A 20442-nucleotide genomic window follows, 5' to 3' on the forward strand; every position below is an offset into this window, starting at 1 on the left:
GTATTGATCAGTAGAGACGGACCAGGCGTTTCTGCTCACGCTGCAATTTCTTGGCGTGACGCTTAACGGCGGCAGCGGCTTTGCGCTGACGAACCCAAGTGGGCTTCTCATAGTGTTCGCGACGACGAACTTCAGACAGCACACCGGCTTTTTCGCAAGAACGCTTGAAACGACGCAGTGCTACGTCGAACGGCTCGTTTTCTCTGACTTTTACGCTGGGCATTCAATCAACCTTTGTTTGTGGGTTTAAGCTCAAAGCCGGTCTGTACGGGCATTGCAGCGGTTTCCGCACTGCCCCCGAATTTGAGGCGCGCAATTTTACGTCGCGCCCCGGCGGGTGTAAAGCCTGGGTTCCCATAGCGCCAGGGCTTCATTACACTGCGCAGCGCTTTATTCGGCCAAATGGCCTTCTTTCTACCCCGATCCACCTTCGACCTGCGGAGACCGGATGCGCGTTCTCGGTATCGAAACGTCCTGCGATGAAACCGGCGTCGCTCTGTACGACTCCGAACGCGGACTCTTGTCCCATGCGCTGTACAGCCAGGTGGCCATGCACGCCGAATTCGGCGGCGTGGTGCCGGAACTGGCCTCGCGCGACCACATTCGCAAGCTGGTGCCGCTGATTCGACAGGCGTTTAAAGACGCCGATCTGCCGTTCGGCGAGGTCGATGGAGTTGCCTACACGTCCGGCCCCGGTCTGGTCGGCGCTTTGATGGTTGGTGCTTCGCTCGCCCGTTCGCTGGCCTGGACCTGGGATGTGCCGGCACTCGGCGTGCATCACATGGAAGGCCATCTGTTGGCGCCGATGCTGGAAGACAACCCGCCGCGCTTTCCGTTCGTCGCGCTGTTGGTCAGCGGTGGGCACACCCAATTGGTCGATGTGCGCGGCCTGGGCGATTATCAATTGCTCGGTGACAGTCTCGACGATGCCGCCGGCGAAGCCTTCGACAAAACCGCCAAAATGATGGGCTTGCCGTACCCGGGCGGGCCGTTGCTGTCCAAACTGGCCGACACCGGCACGCCGGGCGTATTCGAATTTCCCCGGCCGATGGTTGACCGGCCGGGCATGGATTTCAGTTTCTCCGGTTTGAAAACCGCAGTGCGTCTGGCGGTGGCCGAGCACGCGGTCGACGAAGTCGTGCCTGAAACCGTCATGGCCGACATTGCCTGTGGCTTTCAGGAAGCGGTGGTCGATACGCTGGTGATTAAGTGCCGGCGCGCATTAAAAGCCACCGGACATCGCGCTTTGGTGATTGCCGGCGGTGTCAGTGCCAACCGGCGCTTGCGCGAAAAATTGCAGGCGATGGCCGACGACCAACGCAGCAAGCTGTTTTATCCGCGTCTGGAATTCTGCACCGACAACGGCGCCATGATCGCCTACGCCGGTTGCCAGCGCTTGCTGGCTGGCCAGCAGTCGGATCTGGCGATCGACATCAAAGCACGCTGGCCGCTGGACAGCCTGGAACCCATCCGCCCGGAGCCGGTATGACCGATCGCGTTTTTCTCGAAGGCCTGAAAGTGGACACCGTTATTGGTGTCTACGACTGGGAGCGTGGTATTCGTCAGTCGCTGTGGCTGGATTTGTCGCTGGCGTTCGATTGCCGACCGGCGGCGGAAACCGACGACATCAACAAGGCGCTCGATTACGACGCTCTGTCGCGCCACATCCGCGCCTGGGCCGACGAGCAAACGTTCGAGTTGATCGAGACATTCGGCGAACGCTTGTGTCAGGAAATCCATCGTTTTGCCGGCATCGACGACATCGAATTGCGCATCAACAAAGCCGGTGCCGTGGCCGATTGCGCCGCCGTCGGCATTCGCATAAGGCGAACCTTTCCTTGACCGATAACGCCGTGACCGACTTTAAATCCGTCGAAGTAGCGCTGAGCCTGGGCAGTAACATTGAGCGTTACCGGCACATCAGCGGCGCCCTGGATGCGCTGGCCGATGCCTTCGGCGAACTGGTCTGCTCGCCGGTGTACGAAAGCGAATCGGTCGGCTTCGATGGCAGTCCGTTTTTGAATTCGGTGGTGATTGTTTCGACTCAGTTGCCACTGGCGGATGTTGTGACGCTGCTGAAGCGCATCGAAGACGACCATGGCCGCAACCGCAGCGGCCCCAAATTCAGCCCGCGAACGCTTGATATCGATGTGCTGACCTACGGCGATGCGGTTGGCGAGTTGGATGGCGTTGAACTGCCGCGTGCTGAAACCGCGAAAAATGCCTTCGTGCTGAAACCGCTGGCGGACGTTCGTCCGCAGGCGCACTTACCCGGCACCACCGACAGCTACGCCCAACTCTGGGCGGCTTACCCCAAAGACCAGCAAAAGCTCTGGCGCGTGCCGTTTCGCTGGCGCGATCTGACGCTCTGATTCGAGCGTCGAACCGTTATCCGTAAAACCGTTCCCCGGCGCTAATGTCGTGCCGCACCACCGCATTGGCGGCGATAATGGCGTCGTCACCAATCGTCACACCCGGCAGTATTTTTGCGCCACCGCCGATCCAGACACGATGGCCGATGCGTATCGGTTTGGCGAGGCACTCGCCACTGGCGCGCGCTTGCGCCGCGCGCGGGTGATCGACGGTATAAAGATGCACGCCGGGGCCGAACAGCACCTTGTCGCCGATGTGGATGTCGGCGGCATCGAGAAACACACAATTAAAATTGATGTAGCAGCCGACCCCGAGATGAATCTGGCTGCCGTAATCGCATTGAAAACCGGGTTCGATAACAACCGCATCGTGCTCGGCAAACAGCCGGGTAATGTGGCGCAAATTGCCTTTACTTGGATGAGCGTTGAAGCGTGCGCAGGCCAGACGTGCGTTTTCCCGACGCTGGCGCAGCTCGGCATCCAGCGTATTGAACGGCAACCCTTGGCGCATGCGGTCGAATTCGGTCACTTGTAATCTTTCCGTCAAGATGACCGATTGCTCAGGGCAGCGTTCACCAGAGGCCATACATTGTCGAGCACCAGCGGTTGCGCCGCTGCCGTCGGGTGCAGGCCATCGTCCTGCATCAGGGCGTTGGTCAAGGCCACGCCATCGAGCAAAAACGGCAGATAACGCAGCTGAAACTGGTCGGCCAGATCGGCGTATTGCTGGGAAAACGGGCCGGTGTAACGAGCGCCCATATTGGGCGGTAATTGAATGCCGAGCAGGATGACCTCGGCGCCAGCGCGCTGGCTCAGTTCGATCATGCGGCTGAGATTGCTGGTGATGCGCGGTACCGGATAGCCGCGCAAACCATCGTTGGCACCGAGCTCGAGCAACACCAGATCGGGCGCGTGTTCGTCGAGTAACGCAGGCAGGCGATCCAAACCGCCGCGCGACGTTTCGCCGCTGATGCTGGCGTTGATGACACGGTGTTCATCGCCCAGTCGCTCGGCCAATAAAGCGACCCAGCCATCGCGCGGGTCGATGCCGTAACCGGCGCTTAAGCTGTCACCCATTACCAAAACGGTGGCCGCGCGCGCCGGCAAAACGGCCAGTATCAACAGCGCCGCCAACAGGCTGCGGTGAATCCATTGACAACGAACAGCAGTGACAACCATGACGACAGCATCCCAGGCAATGATCGAAACCCGGCAGCTTAAACAGGAAGTCCCCAGTCGGGAAGGGCAGTTGGTCATCCTCAAAGGCATTGATATGCGCATTGAGCGCGGCGAGTCGGTCGCCATCGTCGGTGCCTCCGGTTCCGGTAAATCGACCTTGCTTGGCATGCTGGCCGGCTTGGACCGGCCGTCCAGTGGCGAAGTCTGGTTGGGTGGTCGGGAAATCACCGCTTTGGACGAAGAACAACGCGCCTTACTGCGCGGTGAACTGGTCGGATTTGTATTCCAGAATTTTCAATTGCTGCCATCGTTGACCGCCCTGGAAAACGTCATGCTGCCGCTGGAAGTGAAGGGCGTAGCCGACGCCGAAACCAAAGCGCGTGCCTGGCTAAAACGCGTCGGACTCGACGATCGTGAAACCCATTATCCGTTGCAGTTATCGGGCGGCGAGCAACAACGCGTTGCCGTGGCACGCGCCTTCGCCAGCGACGCACCGATTCTGTTTGCCGACGAACCGACCGGCAACCTCGACACCCGCACCGGCGAAACCATCGCCGACTTATTGTTTGAACTGAACCGCGCCAGCGACACCACGCTGATTCTGGTGACTCACGATCCGAAATTGGCCGCACGTTGCAGCCGACAATTGGAAATGAAAGCCGGTGAATTGTTCGAGGGCGTGAGCGCGTGAATTTATCGCTGAAATTGCTGTGGCGCGATTGGCGCGGCGGCGAATTGAATGTGTTGATTGCAGCGTTATTAGTGGCGGTCACCACCGTCACCAGCATCGGTTTATTCACCGATCGCATTCGCAATTCCATCCTCGACGAAGCTGGCACCTTGCTCGCCGCCGACGCCCAAATTCGCGGCGGCTCGCGCGAAGCCATCGATGACGCCGTGCGCGCAAGCGCCGCAGCGGCCGGCTTGCAAACCGCCGACATGATCACCTTCCAGGCGATGGCCTTCGGTGCCGACGGCAACCTGCAATTAAGCTCGGTGAAAGCCGTTTCCGATGCCTATCCGCTCAAAGGCGAATTGGTGTTGGCGGACGAACCTTTTGGCATTGGCCGGGTTGTCACGGCCGCGCCCGCACCGGGCGAAGCCTGGCTGACGTCGCGGCTGTTTCCGGCACTGGGCATTAAGATTGGCGACACCATCGGCCTGGGCAATGCCGACTTTGTTGTCACCGCCGCCTTGATCAGCGAACCCGACAGCGCCGGCTCATTTTTCGGCGTCGGCCCGCGCGTGCTGATCAACGCGGCCGATGTCGATAAAACCGGCGCCGTTCAACCCGGCAGCCGGGTGCGTTATCGGTTGTTGCTCGGTGGCGATGTGGCATCGTTCCAGCCAGTTTTTGAGCGTGAATACAGTGACGACTATCGCTGGGTCGACCCCAGTGAAGCCAACGATGGCATCACCTCCGCGCTCGAACGCGCCGAAAGTTTTCTGATGCTGGCCGGTTCGCTCGGCGTCATGTTGGCCGGCGTAGCGCTGGCGCTGGCATCGCGTCGGTACGCCGACCGCCAGTTGGGCCATGTTGCCTTATTGAAAACCTTGGGCTTAACGCCGAGACGCATTGCCTGGCTCTACGCCGGCAACTTGATGTTGTTGGGTTTGATCGTCGTCTTCGCCGGCCTTGCTTTGGGTTGGTTGCTGCATTGGGGATTCCTCGAACTGGCGGGTGATTTATTGCCGCGCGAACTGGAACCGGCGGGCATTCGGCCGCTGTTGATCGGTTGGTTGACCGGCGTGATCTGCCTGCTGGCGTTCGCCTTTCCGCCGGTCTGGGTACTGCGCCAAACACCTCCGGCGCGCGTGCTGCGTTCGGAACTCGAAGGCGGCACTTTGGGGCGTCGCTTAACGCTCGCGCTGGGCGCGACTGCGGTCATCTTCTTGGTGTGGCTGTACAGCGGTGATCTGTGGCTGACGGCGGCGTTGCTCGGCGGCGGTTTGGTGACGATTCTCGGCGTGTCTGTGTTGGCGGCGTTATTGATTGTGTTGGTGCGTCGTTACGGCAGTCGGCTCGGCACAACCTGGCGTCTGGGGTTGGCAAATTTGCAACGTCACTCACGCCAGAACGCCTTCCAGATTATGGTGTTCGCCATCGCACTAATGTTGTTGTTCGTGTTGACGCTGCTGCGCTCATCACTGATCGGTGAATGGCAAAGCCAGTTGCCCGAAGGCGCACCGAATCATTTCGCGTTCAACTTGTTCGAAGACGAGCGGCCAGGCTTTGAAGCCATTCTCGATAACGCCAGTGTCGACCGTGAACCCTTTTATCCGATGATTCGCGGCCGCCTCAGCGAAGTTGACGGTGAAGCCATGGACGACCGTCTCGAGCGCTTGCAACCGGACGGCGACGACTTCCGCCGCGAACTGAACCTCACTTGGAGCAACACCCTCGCCGACGACAACGAAATAGTCGCCGGCCGTTGGTGGCAAGACGACGATGCCGAAAGCACACGGGTGTCGGTCGAACAGGATTTTGCTGAAGAGCTGGCAATCAACATCGGTGACACCCTGACCTTCGACATCGGCGGCCAAACCGTGAGCGCCGAGGTCGCCAGCATTCGCACCGTACAGTGGGATTCCATGGCGCCGAATTTCTACCTTATTTTTAACCATCCGATTCTCGACGGCGCCGGTGCGGCTTACTTAACCAGCTTCTATTTATCGCCGGAACAAAAGCCCTTATTGGCCGGCTTAATGCGCGAGTATCCGACCGTCACCCTGATCGAAGTGGACGCCATCATTGAACAGATTCAATCGATTGTCGGCCAGGTCACGGTTGCGGTGGAATTCATCCTGGCGTTGGTGCTCGTTGCCGGTTTCATTGTGTTGCTGGCGAGCGTACAGGCAACGCTCGATGTGCGGCTGGTGGAAAGCGCCATCCTGCGAACGCTGGGTGCAAAAGCCGCGTTAGTGCGCGGCGGCTTGTGGATCGAGTTTGCTGCCCTTGGCGCCTTGGCCGGTCTGCTGGGTGCGTTCGGCGCCGAAGCTGCCTTGGCCTATTTCCAGGTGGAAATGCTCAACCTCGATTGGACGCCGCACTGGCTGTTGTGGCTCAGCGGCCCTGTCGTCGGTGCGGTAGTCATTGGCGCGATCGGCGTGGTTTCGACGCGCAAAGTCATCCGCGTGCCGCCAATGGTGGTGCTGAAATCGGTCTGATTGGTTACTATTCGACCGCTGCTTGAAAACAGCGGCGGTTGTCACCATAAAATCGAGTTGTTGAAAGGTTGGTCAGAGCAAGCTTGACCGGTTCGATGAACTGTCACAATCAACGCCGTATGCTAGCGCAGCAACCAACCTTCAGAGTGTCCAAATTCTCAATCCGAAACACCCTAAAAACCATTACAGGAGACTTGCATGAGCGTATTGCTTGGCCGTAAAGCCCCCGAATTCGTCGCCCCGGCTGTACTGGGCGATGGTCAGATCGTCGACAGCTTCAACTTTGCCGACACCATCAAAGGCAAATACGCCCTGGTGTTTTTCTACCCGCTCGACTTCACCTTCGTTTGCCCGTCCGAGCTAATCGCCCTGGACAAGCGCGTCGACAAACTGAAAGAACTGGGCGTTGAAGTCATCTCCGTATCCGTTGACTCCCACTTCACCCACAACGCCTGGCGCAACACCCCGATCAACGAAGGCGGCATCGGCAAAGTGAAATACACCATGGTTGGCGACATGAACCATGAAATCTCCAAAGCCTATGGCGTTGAATCCATCGGTGGCGACAGCTACTACCCGGCCGGCGTTTCATTCCGCGCCTCCTTCGTCATCGACAAAAAAGGTGTCGTTCGCGCCCAACACATGAACGACGAACCGATCGGCCGCAACATCGACGAACTGGTCCGCGTCGTCGAAGCACTGCAGTTCTTCGAAGAAAACGGCCACGTCTGCCCGGCCGGCTGGCAGAAGGGCGATGCCGGCATGGTCAATACTCCGGACGGTGTTGCTGAGTACCTGGGCAATAACTCAGATAAGCTGTAAGACTGAGTGTTGTGTTCGAATAAAAAACCCGGCGAATGCCGGGTTTTTTATTGCCAGTAAAATCAAAATTTATGTTTTATTCGCATTACAGCTGGGTGCCATGCCTGACTCTAATTAATGCGGAATCTTGAGCGTCAAAATTTCGTTTTCTGAGAGTGCATTGAATTGAACTTTAATATTGTCGACGAGATTTTGACAGTGCAGGCAGAACTAGTGTTTACCATCCAGCCTCATTAGCGACGAGCATTTTACTAGGTTGCGGTTTATGCCTTCCATCTAAGTGCCACGCGGCATTGGGGTGCCCGGTAAGGTGATACTAACTTCAACAAAACATCTCAGAAAGTTGCTGTTTAAAGGGCGCACATCTGTCCGCTTTTAGCCGAAAATTAACTTCCCATTTTCTCGTAGGCTGGAATACTCCTCTCTACAGCCGAATCCCCCGAATGGTTCGGTGCACGTATATGGAATGCTCAACCAATGGCTGGAATGTGAGGACCCTGTTGTGAAAATTAAGCAGTTTTTCTTGGGCTTGATTGCTTGTTTGGCGATTCAAGGTTGGGCAAATGATTTGCCAAGCACAAGAATCATAAATGGTACGGATATGGATCCTTCGGCAGATGGTGGAGACTTTTATGTCGCCCTGATGAAGGAGTATCGCTGGGGAGGTAATGGGGTCCCACAAGGACAGCATTGGTATCTGATTTGTGGTGGTACGTATCTCGGTGATGGGATGGTCATTACCGCAGCTCATTGTATGAATGCCATTGATGATGGTGAGGATTTTGCTGTTGTATTGGGCAATACAAATGACCTAGATGTTGATGTTATTGCCTATGAATACTGTACCAATGCAACATCCGCAGCTACGCAAGAGTGTAAAACTGGACCTGAAGTCAATCTTTCTAATGACGCCGGTGCTGGTTTAAGTGGATATTATTATACTGGTTTCGCTGCATATACTGGTAACGACGAGATAGAAGTCGAACGCTCTGAAAGTACGGTTATGGTTCATCCTCGGTATAGAAGTTCGGACTATGAGTATGATCTCGCTTTATTTGTAATAGATGATTCAACAATAGATGATACTGCATTGAACTTGCTTGAGCTTCCTTCTGTATCTGATGATTTTATTACTAATGATAAGTACCGAGTTATCGGTCATGGGGATACCTTAAGTGATACAGATATTCAGACTTCTATTCCAAGTAAGGAATTAGAATATGTAGATATCTCAGCGTTATCTGATTCTAGTTGCGCTATTTATGGGCCATATGAAGCTGACATAATGTTATGTGCCGGCGATCCAAACTTTAATGACCCTTCATCCGGGTTCGATTCGTGCCAAGGTGACAGCGGTGGTCCACTTTATGATAGTGGAACTAATGTTCTTTTAGGAGTTGTGAGTTTTGGTGGCCAGTGTGCAAAATACCCCGGTGTATACGCTGATGTATTTTCTATGTTGGGCTGGGTTAAAACAGCTCAAATAAATCTATCAAATCAACGAATATTCGATGATGAAGTCGAAATAACACTAAAACCTAGCGGCTCGTTTACGACTGTCGTTTGGGAATTTGCGAATAATACTATTGGCACAACAGTTGAAATAGACGATATCCACACGAATAGTCTTCCTAATGGTGTTACGTTGCTAGATTTCTGTACAGGGAGAGAACTTCGTTCTACGGGCGAATGTTCAATTATAGTACAGGCAACCAGAGATGATTTTGTTGGGCTCGGTACTTTTAGAGGTGTGTTTTCCTTCGACTATACCGTAACAAATAATATCGATGACTCATTCAATTCTGCTGTTGAAGGTGCCGAAGTGTGGGTTAAAGCCACTGTGAATCCTTCTACTTCATTCTCAAGTGGGAGTTCTACAAGCACATCGAGTGGTGGTAGTGTCGATTTTGGATTTTTGGGGCTATTTATTTCATTGCTTGTTATACGTTTTAGTAAAATTAAGCGGACCATTTTGGTGGCGTTTTCGAGCGTAATTTTAAGCTCATGTGCTTCTGTTGATGCTTCAGAAGTAATTTACAACCCTGAGTTTGGTGACCAGGAGATCGTCTTTGATGTCATATCGACCGGTTGCACTACAGTAGATGATCTATCCTTATCTGTTGATGGTGAACTGGTAGCTATTGAGCGGTTAAAGGAAGATATGTGCCGAGCTACCCCTTATTTAGTCCACATGACGCTGGCTTTGCCAGGAAGCAAAAGCAACTGGACTTTGAAGAATCCCGTCGGTGTGTCGAATCGCCCATTGCAGTCAAATTGAATTGTGTGTTCTATAGTTAGAGCAGCGATCAAAAAGCGGCCTCTATATGGCCGCTTTTTTGTTGAATTCGAATTTTGCGTTAGGCGCATTAACGATTGGTCGCAACAGGACTCTGGGCTAATCTAAACGCTGACTCAAAGGAGCATCCACGATGAAAAGGATTTTACTCTGCGCGTGCTTGAGTTTTAGTTGCTCAATCACTTTCGCTGATCAAACGATCACTCCTCGTATCATCAATGGCACCACTGTTGCGGATAATGATGGCGGGTTTTATGCCGCCTTGATGGCGCCCTTTAGCTGGACCGGCAGTCCGGCGGGCGAGCATTGGAATCCGTTTTGTGGTGGTAGTTATCTGGGAGATGGATTTGTAATAACCGCCGCCCACTGCACCGACGTGATTTCTAATGGCGCTACCTTTGCGGTGGTGTTGGGGAATCAGAACCCAACCGAGAATATGCAATACGAGTATTGCACGGCAGTAGTGCCACAAAGTTGCAAGTCAGGCTCATCAACGACGCTCGCGGGGCAGTCAGGTTATTCGGGCTATCACTACACCCATTACCTGGCCTATGTCGGACCCAGCGAAATTGAGGTCACCCGTTCCAGCAGTACGGTTCTGCAACATCCTGCCTACCGGCCATACGGCCATGATTTGGCATTGATTAAATTGTCTTCAATTCCTGGTGGCGCCTCATTGTCGGTGCCAGTTTCCGATGACTGGCAAATCAATTTGGGCAAGACATACACCGTGGTGGGGCATGGCGATACGCTTTCCGATTTGAATGACGCCACCTTCGAACCAAGTGCCGAATTACGAACAGTCGATATAGCGTCGCGCTCCGACAGCCAATGCCTGAGCACTTATGGTTCGAATTTCGAATCTGACACTATGTTGTGTGCGGGCAATCCGTCAGTCACACCCAATTCGAACGGAAAGGACTCTTGCCAGGGTGACAGCGGAGGTCCGTTATATGACGGCTCCACGTTGATAGGTGTAGTCAGTTGGGGCGGTCAATGTGCCCGGTATTACGGGGTGTACAGCGATGTCTTCGCCATGCGTCATTGGATTAATACCGCTATGGCAAATCTCAACGGCGATTATGAATTCCCTCAGGCCATTGATTTTGGCAGCAGCGCGGGGTCTTTATCGGGTACGCTGACCTGGCGGTTCAGAAACACAAGCGGTGGCAATGTCGCCTTGTCTGATTTTAATTTTTCCAATCTGAGCCGAGGGTATTCGGTGCTGGGAAATGGTTGTGCCTCAAGTACGTTGTCGTCCGGCCAGTCGTGCAGCTTGACTCTGAGCGCCAGTTTCGCAGACTTGGGTTACCACAATGACGTATTCACCTTTAACGCGGGGACAACAACCATGGAAGTGAGTGCTTTGGCGCAGGTTGCTACGAAGACATCCGACAAGGGTGGTGCTTTTGGGGGTGGATGGGTGTTGTTGTTCGTGCCGATGCTGGCAGGTGTGCGCTGGCGCCGATCTGCGTTATTGGCATTAACTGCCGCCTCCGCCGTTGCGTTAAGTGCCTGCTCCTCCCTCCCTAAAGGCGCTGGCGAACCCGAGGTTTTATTCAACCCGGAAATTACCGCCGAAGGCTTGGAGTTCTCGGTTCTGTCGCACGGTTGTACTGAAAGCGATCATTTGTTTTTGCGCGTGGAAGGCGATTCTTTGACGTTGCTGCGGACACAAAAAGATCTGTGTCGCACGGCGCCGCAGTTGTTGCGGTTTGCCATGCCGTTGCCGGCGAATCATGGCGTCTGGGAGATTGAGAATCCGGTGCGGTTTTCCAATCGGGTAGGGCGTGGCGGTGAGGTTCAGTAACGTCGTTTAATGTCTGCCGAGCGCTGCGTTCTGGCGGTGCTCATTTCTCTTCCTCACGCATCGACACTTCATCCAACGATTCCCGAATCGCTACAAAACTTTCGTAACGACGCTGCGACAGCACGCCATCTTCTATCGCCTGGCGCACGGCGCAGCCGGGTTCGCTTTGGTGGTGGCAGTCGCGAAATTTGCATTGGCCGGCGCTGTTGGCGAGTTCCGGGAAGCCGGCGAGCAGGCTGTCGGGGTCGACGTGCCATAAGCCGAATTCGCGAATGCCGGGGCTGTCGATTAAGTCGCCGCCGCCGGGTATGTGATACAGCTTGGCGGTGGTGGTGGTGTGGCGGCCTTTGCCGGTGGCTTCGGAAATGTCGCCGACTTTGATGATTTCATCGGGCAGCAGTGTTGCAATGATCGATGATTTTCCCACGCCGGATTGACCGACAAAGACCGAATTTCCCTCCGCCACCAACTGACGAATTTCTGCCATCCCGGCTTCGGTTTGCGCTGAAAGCGCGTGGGTTTCGTAACCCAGTTGTTGGTATTCGTCCAACTCGTCACGCATTTCGGGTGCCTGATCCAACTGGTCGATTTTATTGAGCACGATGATCGGATGAATCTGGTGATGTGCGGCCGCGACCAGATAGCGGTCAATCAAATTGGCCGGCGTTCTCGGGCTGGGTGAGGCGACAATGATGATGCGGTCGACGTTGGCGGCCACGGGGCGCATCTGGCCGCGCGTATCGGGGCGGCCCAGTTCGCTGCGTCTCGGCTCGCACGCGGTGATTACGCCGCTGCCGTTGTCGTCCGGTTGCCACAACACAATGTCGCCGGTGACCAACGCTGGCAGGTTGGCGCGTTTGTGGCAGCGGGTGCGTTCGCCGTTGTCGCTTTCCACTTCGGTGGTGACGCCGTAGTGACTGACGACCAAGCCGCGTTGCGCGTCGCCTAGTGTATCTTCGTCAATGGCCGCGTCTTTTTTGCGCGCGCGTTCGAGGCGTTCATCCTGCACTTTGCGGATGCGGAATTGTTGTTGGCGGGACAGCTTGCGTTTACTCATGAATCGACGTGACGGCCTAGGCGCTATACTCTGCGCACATTCTACACGCCCACCGGAACAAAGGTTGAATGCATGGACAAACAAACGAACCTGATCTGGGTTGATCTGGAAATGACCGGTCTGGACCCGGAGGTTGATCGCGTTCTGGAAATCGCCACTGTCGTTACCGACAAAGACCTCAACGTGCTCGCCGAAGGTCCGACGCTGGTGATCCACCAAAGCGATGCGGTGCTCGATGGCATGGACGAGTGGTGCACTACCCACCACGGTCAATCGGGGTTAACGCAGCGGGTGAAAGACAGCGCTTTGACTGAAAGCGAGGTCGAACAGCAGACGTTGGATTTTCTGCGCGATTGGGTTGAGCCGGGCGTGTCGCCTTTGTGCGGCAATTCCATCTGGCAGGACCGCCGCTTCATCATCAAGTATTTGCCCAAGCTCGATGCTTATTGCCATTACCGCAACATCGACGTATCGACGCTGAAAGAGTTGGCGCGGCGCTGGAAACCGTCGGCGCTGGACGGTGTGCAGAAGAAAGGCAGCCACCGGGCACTCGACGACATTCTTGAGTCCATCGACGAACTGCGACATTACCGCAAGACGTTTTTAGCGCTGTAACGCCCTTTACAAGACGCTGTATAACCGGCCGATGTGGTTCTGGAAATGGTCGAGAAACAGTCGGGTTTTCAGCGGTAGTTCACGACTGCGATAGATAACGGTCAGCTGTTGCGCCACCGGCTGGCCGGCCAGTTTTACTTCCAATAACGCTCCGCGCCGCACCGACGGCTCGGCCTGATAACGCGCCAGCCGCGCCAGGCCGAGGCCGCGAATCGCTGCTTGCAATTGCATGTCCGGGCTGTTCAATATCAGCCGGCCGGTAACGGCCACCGATTCGACATTGTGCCCCACCCGAAACGACCACTGGGTTTCACCCGCCTGCAAAATACAGCGACAACGCGCCAGGTCACTCAGTTGCGTCGGCTGTTTGTCGCGGCAATGCGGCGCGAGGAATAAGCCTTGGGGAATGCTCATTAACGTGCGGGCGATCCAGTCGCTCGGCGGCAAGGGGTTGTCGTGCAGCACGAACTGCAAGTCGTAATTCGGCGATGGCGCGGGGAACAGGCCGCTGTATTGGGTGCAGCTGAGGCTGATGTCCGGGTAGCGTTGCAGAAATTCGCTGATCAACTCGCCCATCTGGGTGGTGAATAATTCCTGCGGCATTTGTATCGCCAGGCGGCCTTTGGGTTGGCGTTGGTAGGCGCGTACCGATTCCTGAATGTCGTCCAGTTCTTCAATGAAGGGCGTGGCGTTGTTGAACAGCATCTGGCCGGCTTCGGTCAGATCGAGTCGGCGCGTTGAACGCTCCAGCAGTTTAACGCCGAGTTGCTCTTCAAACTGGCGCAGGTGGCGGCTCAAGGTCGACTTGGGCACGCCGCGTTTGTCCGCCGCGCCGGTGATGCTGCCGGCTTTGACGGTGTCGATAAACAGCGAAAGTCCGTCCAGATCCATCGTTCTGCGCTCTCAAAAGATTGTGCCAAATATGGCACAAAGAGGCTCAGAAAACAGGGGTAGTATCAAAAAGATTCGAGGCTATGATGTGCTCCATCAAAGTGAGTCACCCAAAAGGAAAATCCTATGTCCGCTGTAACCATGTTGAATGCCGAACAGTTCGCCCAATCAGTCGAAGGCGGTGAAGGTCTGACTCTGGTCGATTTCTACGCCGACTGGTGTGGCCCCTGCAAAATGATCGCACCGGTTCTGGAAGATCTGGCGGGCGAATACGACGGCAAAGTGAACGTCGTTAAACTCGACGCCGATGCCCATCCGGAAGTTCTGGCCAAGTATGGTGTTCGTGGTCTGCCTACGCTGATGATGTTTGAAAACGGCAAGCCGGTCGGCACCCGTGTTGGCGCTCAGCCAGCCAGCGCGCTGAAAAGCTTTATTGGTGAGCACGCTTCCTGATTCCCCTATTCCCAGGGAGCAGCGGGCTTTTTCCCGGCCCGCGCATTACTCGCCCGGCATTTGCCGGGCTTTTTTTTTGCGCTCAATTCCTGCGTTCAACAAACCTCGAGCGCCGTCTTTGTTATTGCCCCGCCGTCAACAACCGTAAAAATTTCTCCGCATCATTGGCATCTGCGACACTAAATCGCTAAGTTTTCAAACAGTTGTTTGGAGCACTGTGCCAACAGGTTGTTGAACCGGGAGAATTCTATGAACCATGTATTGGTGTTGGTCCTCGCTGTCGCGGTGATGCTGGCGGTGTTGCGGCGGGAACCGGGCGCGCTGGTGTCGGTTATCGCGCTGGCGGTACTGACGGTCGTCGCCTTTGTGCTGCGCAGCCCCTTGCTGGGTTTGCTCTATGCACTGATCGCTGCGGGTGTTGCCTTTGCCGGCTTGCCGCAGTTGCGGCGTAACTGGCTTACGCCGAAGTTGTTCGCGTTCTTTAAGCAAGTGGCGCCTAAGGTATCGGCCACCGAGCGCGTGGCGCTGGAGGCGGGTACGGTCTTTTGGGACGGCCAGTTGTTTTCCGGTCAGCCGCGTTGGCAGCAGTTGCTGGGGCAGCGCAATCCGGGTTTGAACGAGCGCGAACAGGCGTTTCTGGATAAGCAATGTGAGCACGTCACCGGCTTGGTCAATGCCTGGGAAGTGGCTGTTGAGCAGGCCGATCTGCCCGAGACGGTGTGGGACTATTTAAAGAAAGAAAAATTCTTCGGCATGATCATTCCCGAAGAGTACGGCGGCCTGGGTTTTTCTGCCAAGGCGCAGTCGGCGGTGCTGCAAAAGCTGTCGATGAACGAAACCCTGATGGTTGTCGTCGGCGTGCCAAACTCGTTAGGCCCAGGCGAACTGCTGCTCAAGTACGGCACTGAGGAACAGAAAAACCATTATCTGCCGCGCCTGGCCGATGGCCGCGAAGTGCCGTGCTTTGGCTTAACTGGACCGCGTGCCGGTTCCGATGCAACGTCGATTCCCGACACCGGCATCGTCTGCAAGGGCATGCACAACGGCAAAGAAGTGGTCGGCATTCGATTGAATTTCGAAAAACGCTGGATCACTTTGGCGCCGGTCGCCACGGTGGTCGGTTTGGCGTTCCGCATGTTCGACCCGGATAAGCTGCTCGGCGATGTCGAAGACATCGGCATCAGTTGCGCGCTGATTCCGCGCGATACCGACGGCATGGAAATTGGCCGTCGGCATTGCCCGATCGGCAGTCCCTTTATGAACGGCCCGATCAAAGGCAAAGACGTCTTTATTCCCATCGACTATCTGATTGGCGGCGCCGACATGGCCGGCCAGGGCTGGCGCATGCTGGTGGAGTGTCTGTCGGTCGGTCGTTGCATCACGCTGCCGTCTGGCGCGTCGGGCACTGGCCGTTACATGACCGGTCTGGCCGGTGGCTTTACCCGCATTCGTCGCCAGTTCAATACGCCGGTGGCCGAGATGGAAGGCGTGAAGGTGCCGCTGGCGCGCATTGCATCGATGGCATACATCGCCCGGGCAACGGTGGCGCACACCGCCAATATGATCGATAACGGTCACAAGCCGGCGGTACCGTCGACCATTCTGAAAAGCCAATTGACCGAATTCCAACGCCAGATGGTGACCGACGCCATGGACGTGCACGGCGGCAAAACCGTCACGCTCGGCCCGCGCAACTATCTGGGCATCGGCTATTCGGCCACGGCGGTATCGATCACTGTCGAAGGTGCCAACATCATGACCCGCAGTCTGATGGTCTTCGGTCAGGGTGCGATTCGTTGCCATCCCTATGTGCTGGACGAACTGGCGGCCAAAGACGCCGACGATATTCAGGCGTTCGACAAAGCCATTTTCGGCCACCTGGGCATGGTCGCCGGTAACGTAGCGCGGTCGTTCTCGGCGGCGCTCGGTGTGCCGACCGGCAGCAACCCCTTTAATGGCGATGCCGCCCGTTACGCGCGTGCGGTCAACCGTTTCAGCGCGGCGTTCAGTTTGATGGCCGACGTTGCCATGGGCACGCTGGGCGGTTCGCTGAAACTGCGCGAAATGCTGTCGGCACGATTGGGCGATGTGCTGTCGAATCTGTACATGACGTCGATGGTGCTCAAGCAATGGCAGGAAGGCCGCAAGGTGCCGGGCGAGGAAGCGTTGATGCGTTACTCGTGCGAATTCCTGTTGCACCGTGCGGAACTTGCCATCGACGAAGTGCTGCACAACTTGCCCAACCGTTGGGTGGCGTGTGCAGTGCGGCCGGTGGTATTGCCGCTGGGCCGGCGCTGGCCGATGCCGTCGGACCGGTTGGTCAGTGAAATTGCGCACGACATTTCCACCGACTCGAAACTGCGCGCCTACCTGCTCGAAGACACCTGGCAGACGCAGGCCAAAGGCCAGTTCGCCAACCCGATTGCGCGTTACAACGCCTTGTTGAAAGACAACGAACGCGCCACCGATCTGTACCGTGCGGTCGATAAAGCCTACGCCAAAGGCCAGTTGCTGAAGACGGCGCTGCACCCGGAACAGCGTTTCGAGGAAGCTTTGAAAGCCAAGCTCATCAGCCAGGATGATCGCGACTTTATGATCGCCTACGAAGCTGAGGTATTGGATTTGCTGACCGTCGACGACTTCGCCTTCGACGAGCTGGCGCGCGATAAATCGAAAGTCGTCTGGCACAACGGCAAACCGAAAGCGGCGGCGAAAGAAAAAGCCAAGGCCGCACCGAAAACAGCCGCCAAGGCCAAAGCGAAATCGACCACCAAAGCCAAGGCCAAGAGCGCACCGGCAGCGCGCAGTACGGCGGAAAAATCGCCGTCCGGCAGCGACAGCTGAGCCGCGTTTAACTCGCCTTCAAGCGGCGCCGCACCCCGCGCGCGCCGCTTTCCCAATCGCCCGATTTTCTCCTATGCTGAGCAGTTCCAATCTCTGACTGAGAACAAGCGCTATGACAATGGACATCCTTGCAGTGTTGTTGGCGACCGTCGTCGGTATGGGTGTGGGTTCGCTCTGGTATGGCCCGTTGTTGGGCGAAGAGTGGCGTAAGGCGGCAGGCGTTACGCGCGAGCAGGTAGCGCAATCGAACTTCAAACTGCTGATGGCAGCGACGCTGTTGCTGGAACTGACCATGGCGATTTTTTTTGAATTGGCAGCACGTGATGACACCGTGATGCACGGCGTGCAATTGGGTTGTCTGGCGGCGTTATTTTTTGCGTTGGCGATGGCGGTGCACTATCTGTTTGAGCACCGCCCGATGCGGCTGTATTTGATTAACGTCGGCCACACCAGTCTGGTGTTTATTCTGATGGGCGCGATCTGCGGTTTTCTTCGTTAACGCCGGCCGTTATTAATCTTTGGACAGGCGGTCGATGACCGCCTGTTTTTTATCGGCAAAAGTTTGTTCTTTGTCGGTGCGGGTGCCGACTTTCAACGTCGAACTCAAGCGCGTTACGCCGGCTTCATGCAATTCCTGATGGCAGGCTTTCACCGCCGCAAACACCTCGTCCCATTCGCCGTGCAGCGTGGTGCCGTAAGCGTGCAGTTTGGTGTCGATGTCAAAGCGCGCCAGAATGCGTTGGCACTGGGCAATTTCATCGGCGACCGAGACGCCCTGGCCGATGGGAATGACGCACAAATCGACCATGCATTTCATTCGTCAAACTCCTGATCCATCGCATCCATGGCGTCTTCCATGGTGGCGGGTTCGTCAAACAGTGGCCAGCCGCCGAGTTGTTTCCAGCGGTTAACCATGTCGCAAAACAGTTCGGCGGTTTTGCGGGTGTCGTATTCGGCGCTGTGTGCTTCGCGGTCGTTGAAGTCGATGCCGGCCGCGACACAGGCTTTTTTCAGTACCGTCTGGCCATACACCAGGCCGGCCAGTGCGGACGTATCGAAGGTGGAAAACGGATGAAACGGATTGCGTTTAAGGTTGCCGCGATTCGCCGCCGCCATCACAAAGGAGTGATCGAAGGTGGCGTTGTGGCCAACCAGAATCGCCCGCTTACATTCGGTTTCCTTGATGCCGCGCCGCACCAGTTTGAAAATGCTTTTCAGCGCAGTGCCTTCATCAACCGCCTCGCGCAGCGGGTTGTCCGGATCGATGCCGGTGAATTCCAGCGCGGCCGGTTCGAGGTTGGCACCTTCGAACGGTTCGACGTTGAAGAACAGCATTTCGTCCGGGTGCAGCCAGCCGTCTTTGTCCATGCTCAGCGTCATGGCGGCGACTTCCAGCAGCGCGTCGGTTTGGGCATTGAAGCCGGCGGTTTCAACGTCGATAACAACGGGGTAATAGCCACGAAAACGCTGCGACAGCAGCCAGTGGGCATCGGGATGCGACACGCGCGCTCCACTCCAGGGATTTGTCGGTCATCTTAATGAAGTAGCCCGCTAGCGCAACAAAACCGGGGGCGCGAATGCCACCGCACTGAGACTGGCAAAGCCTTTGCTATAACGAATTCAGAACTTAGAAACGACGGGGAAAGTGCATGACAGGACGGCAACGTTTGGCCCGCAACCGGCCGTACGCGGCGAGCTTTGGCCGCTGTGTGTGCGGGTTGTTGATGCTGGTCAGCCTGACGTTGACAGCCCAGGCCGTCAGCTTCGGCACCGGTATGACCAATACCGACTGGCTGTCCGAAGGCAACGAATTTTATTGCAAGTTCTATCAGCCGATTCCCAATTACGGCATGGCGGTGTTTTTCCAGGAAGCCGGCACCGAACTGGAATTCTATCTGGAAGCGACCCGCAATCTGATGGCCGTCGGCGAAGCGGCGATCACCATCGAAGCGCCCGAATGGCGTTCCAGCGCGCTGACGTCTGATCTTGGTTACACCAACGTGCGCGAACGATTGATCCCGCTGCGCGTTGATCCGCAACGCGCCCAGCGCATGTTTGCCGAACTCGGCCACGGCATGGCGCCCACGCTGACACGCCAGGCCCGATACGGTTCCGAGCCGGTGCGGGTGCGCATTTCTCCGGTCGATTTCAATCAGTATTACCCGCAATACCTGGCCTGTTCAGCGGGTTTGCTGCCGGTCAATTTCAAACAGATTGAACGCACCACCGTGCATTATCCGCCGGGGCAGGATTATCTGACGCCGCAGGGCGAAGGCATTCTTGATGACATGATCACCTACATCAAAGCCGACCCCTTTATCTTGTCGCTGTCGGTCGTCGGCCACAGCGACAACCAGGGCACGCGTTACGAAAACCGACGCTTGTCGGAACGGCGCGCCAATCTGGTTACCGATTATCTGGTCGAACACGGCATCGAACCGGGCATGATCGAAACCGATTACCAAGGCGACCGCTACCCCATTGCCAGCAACGACACCGTTGCCGGCCGCAACGCCAACCGCCGCACCACCATTCTGGTGCGGCGACTGGAAGACCAGCCGAACGATCCGCTGGACGGCCTGCCGGATTACGAAGCGCGTTGAGAGAATTAACCAAGGAGAACGACCTGGAATGACAACCCCTGCCGTGGAATTGCGCGACGATCGCCTGGTGTATCGCCGCGGCCTGAAAGCCCGAACCGAACTGGATATGGCCGACCTGGAAGAAGTCGCGGTCATGGCCAGCAACGACCATTGCTACTGGCACCTGCGCACCCGCGAAAGCGGCGAAGCCCTGGTGCCGGTTGGCATTCCCGGCGAAGCGCAGATTCGCCAATACCTGTCGCGCTGGCGCGGTTTCGATTACGACGCTCTGGTGCGTTTCGTCAGCGAACCGCCGGCCGTTGGCAGCCTGCGGCTGTGGCCGCTGATCTAAC

21 protein-coding genes are annotated in these 20442 nt (G+C 56.4%); 14 read left to right on the forward strand and 7 right to left on the reverse strand.

The annotated features are described in order from the left end of the window. Window positions 1-7: 7 nt before the first annotated feature. On the reverse strand, window positions 8-223 hold the full coding sequence (gene rpsU, locus DW349_RS03820) for a 30S ribosomal protein S21 (RefSeq protein WP_108126214.1): 216 nt from the start codon (window positions 221-223) through the stop codon (window positions 8-10). A gap of 225 nt (window positions 224-448) precedes the next feature. On the opposite strand from rpsU, the gene tsaD reads away from it, so the two are divergent. Genes tsaD through folK form a run of 3 tightly spaced genes read left to right on the forward strand, consistent with a single transcriptional unit; the run spans window position 449 to window position 2372 of the window. After that, a complete protein-coding gene (gene tsaD / locus DW349_RS03825) occupies window positions 449-1489 on the forward strand; it encodes a tRNA (adenosine(37)-N6)-threonylcarbamoyltransferase complex transferase subunit TsaD (protein ID WP_108126215.1) in 1041 nt (346 codons plus the stop codon). Next, on the forward strand, window positions 1486-1842 hold the full coding sequence (gene folB / locus DW349_RS03830) for a dihydroneopterin aldolase (RefSeq protein ID WP_108126216.1): 357 nt from the start codon (window positions 1486-1488) through the stop codon (window positions 1840-1842). The genes tsaD and folB overlap by 4 nt, the downstream gene beginning before the upstream one ends. Continuing rightward, on the forward strand, window positions 1839-2372 hold the full coding sequence (gene folK, locus DW349_RS03835; RefSeq protein WP_232819347.1) for a 2-amino-4-hydroxy-6-hydroxymethyldihydropteridine diphosphokinase: 534 nt from the start codon (window positions 1839-1841) through the stop codon (window positions 2370-2372). Before folB ends, folK begins: the two co-directional genes overlap by 4 nt. Window positions 2373-2388: 16 nt before the next feature. Here the strand turns inward: folK and DW349_RS03840 are convergent, their stop codons facing one another. Next, entirely contained in the window at window positions 2389-2901 is a 513-nt protein-coding gene (locus DW349_RS03840; RefSeq protein ID WP_232819348.1) for a sugar O-acetyltransferase, read from the reverse strand. Between the two features lie 14 nt (window positions 2902-2915). Beyond that, a complete protein-coding gene (locus tag DW349_RS03845) occupies window positions 2916-3551 on the reverse strand; it encodes an arylesterase (protein WP_108126218.1) in 636 nt (211 codons plus the stop codon). Between DW349_RS03845 and DW349_RS03850 the strand changes: the two genes are divergently transcribed. The 5 genes from DW349_RS03850 to DW349_RS03870 all read left to right on the forward strand — a co-directional run bounded on the left by DW349_RS03850 (window position 3550) and on the right by DW349_RS03870 (window position 11647). Further along, complete coding sequence (locus tag DW349_RS03850; RefSeq protein WP_198650525.1) at window positions 3550-4242, forward strand: ABC transporter ATP-binding protein; 693 nt, start codon at window positions 3550-3552, stop codon at window positions 4240-4242. The two genes, DW349_RS03845 and DW349_RS03850, sit on opposite strands and share 2 nt — an antisense overlap. Beyond that, complete coding sequence (locus DW349_RS03855) at window positions 4239-6719, forward strand: ABC transporter permease (protein WP_108126220.1); 2481 nt, start codon at window positions 4239-4241, stop codon at window positions 6717-6719. The genes DW349_RS03850 and DW349_RS03855 overlap by 4 nt, the downstream gene beginning before the upstream one ends. Window positions 6720-6917: 198 nt before the next feature. Next, window positions 6918-7541 (forward strand): peroxiredoxin, encoded by a 624-nt coding sequence (locus DW349_RS03860; protein WP_108126221.1) that lies wholly within the window; start codon window positions 6918-6920, stop codon window positions 7539-7541. A 502-nt stretch (window positions 7542-8043) separates the two neighbouring features. After that, window positions 8044-9819 carry a S1 family peptidase gene (locus tag DW349_RS03865; protein WP_162824610.1) on the forward strand — a complete coding sequence of 592 codons (1776 nt, stop codon included), beginning with the start codon at window positions 8044-8046 and terminating at the stop codon, window positions 9817-9819. A gap of 151 nt (window positions 9820-9970) precedes the next feature. Next, the gene (locus tag DW349_RS03870; RefSeq protein WP_108126223.1) at window positions 9971-11647 is read left to right on the forward strand and encodes a S1 family peptidase; all 1677 of its coding nucleotides are present in this window, start codon (window positions 9971-9973) and stop codon (window positions 11645-11647) included. A gap of 40 nt (window positions 11648-11687) precedes the next feature. On the opposite strand, the gene rsgA is transcribed toward DW349_RS03870, so the two are convergent. Further along, window positions 11688-12704, reverse strand: coding sequence for a small ribosomal subunit biogenesis GTPase RsgA (gene rsgA / locus DW349_RS03875; protein WP_108126224.1), 1017 nt, complete (start codon window positions 12702-12704; stop codon window positions 11688-11690). Between the two features lie 72 nt (window positions 12705-12776). On the opposite strand from rsgA, the gene orn reads away from it, so the two are divergent. Then, complete coding sequence (gene orn / locus DW349_RS03880; protein ID WP_108126225.1) at window positions 12777-13319, forward strand: oligoribonuclease; 543 nt, start codon at window positions 12777-12779, stop codon at window positions 13317-13319. Window positions 13320-13325: 6 nt separating this feature from the next. Here the strand turns inward: orn and DW349_RS03885 are convergent, their stop codons facing one another. Beyond that, window positions 13326-14210 (reverse strand): LysR family transcriptional regulator, encoded by an 885-nt coding sequence (locus DW349_RS03885; RefSeq protein WP_108126226.1) that lies wholly within the window; start codon window positions 14208-14210, stop codon window positions 13326-13328. 126 nt (window positions 14211-14336) lie between these two features. Between DW349_RS03885 and trxA the strand changes: the two genes are divergently transcribed. The 3 genes from trxA (at window position 14337) to DW349_RS03900 (ending at window position 18006) form a co-directional block, all read left to right on the forward strand. Further along, a complete protein-coding gene (gene trxA / locus DW349_RS03890) occupies window positions 14337-14663 on the forward strand; it encodes a thioredoxin (protein WP_108126227.1) in 327 nt (108 codons plus the stop codon). A 249-nt stretch (window positions 14664-14912) separates the two neighbouring features. Next, entirely contained in the window at window positions 14913-17507 is a 2595-nt protein-coding gene (locus DW349_RS03895) for an acyl-CoA dehydrogenase (RefSeq protein WP_108126228.1), read from the forward strand. Window positions 17508-17625: 118 nt separating this feature from the next. Continuing rightward, a complete protein-coding gene (locus tag DW349_RS03900) occupies window positions 17626-18006 on the forward strand; it encodes a DUF1761 domain-containing protein (protein WP_198650526.1) in 381 nt (126 codons plus the stop codon). A gap of 12 nt (window positions 18007-18018) precedes the next feature. Here the strand turns inward: DW349_RS03900 and DW349_RS03905 are convergent, their stop codons facing one another. Together DW349_RS03905 and rnt are read right to left on the reverse strand one after the other, a co-directional pair. Beyond that, on the reverse strand, window positions 18019-18324 hold the full coding sequence (locus tag DW349_RS03905) for an MTH1187 family thiamine-binding protein (RefSeq protein ID WP_108126230.1): 306 nt from the start codon (window positions 18322-18324) through the stop codon (window positions 18019-18021). Further along, a complete protein-coding gene (gene rnt / locus DW349_RS03910; RefSeq protein ID WP_232819349.1) occupies window positions 18321-19010 on the reverse strand; it encodes a ribonuclease T in 690 nt (229 codons plus the stop codon). The genes DW349_RS03905 and rnt overlap by 4 nt, the downstream gene beginning before the upstream one ends. 146 nt (window positions 19011-19156) lie before the next feature. On the opposite strand from rnt, the gene DW349_RS03915 reads away from it, so the two are divergent. Then, window positions 19157-20110, forward strand: a complete 954-nt coding sequence (locus DW349_RS03915; RefSeq protein WP_232819350.1) for a flagellar protein MotY — start codon at window positions 19157-19159, stop codon at window positions 20108-20110. A 28-nt stretch (window positions 20111-20138) separates the two neighbouring features. Beyond that, window positions 20139-20441 (forward strand): hypothetical protein, encoded by a 303-nt coding sequence (locus tag DW349_RS03920; protein WP_108126231.1) that lies wholly within the window; start codon window positions 20139-20141, stop codon window positions 20439-20441. Window position 20442: the final 1 nt, after the last annotated feature.

Source organism: Saccharospirillum mangrovi (assembly GCF_003367315.1).
Taxonomy (GTDB): Bacteria; Pseudomonadota; Gammaproteobacteria; order Pseudomonadales; family Natronospirillaceae; genus Saccharospirillum; species Saccharospirillum mangrovi.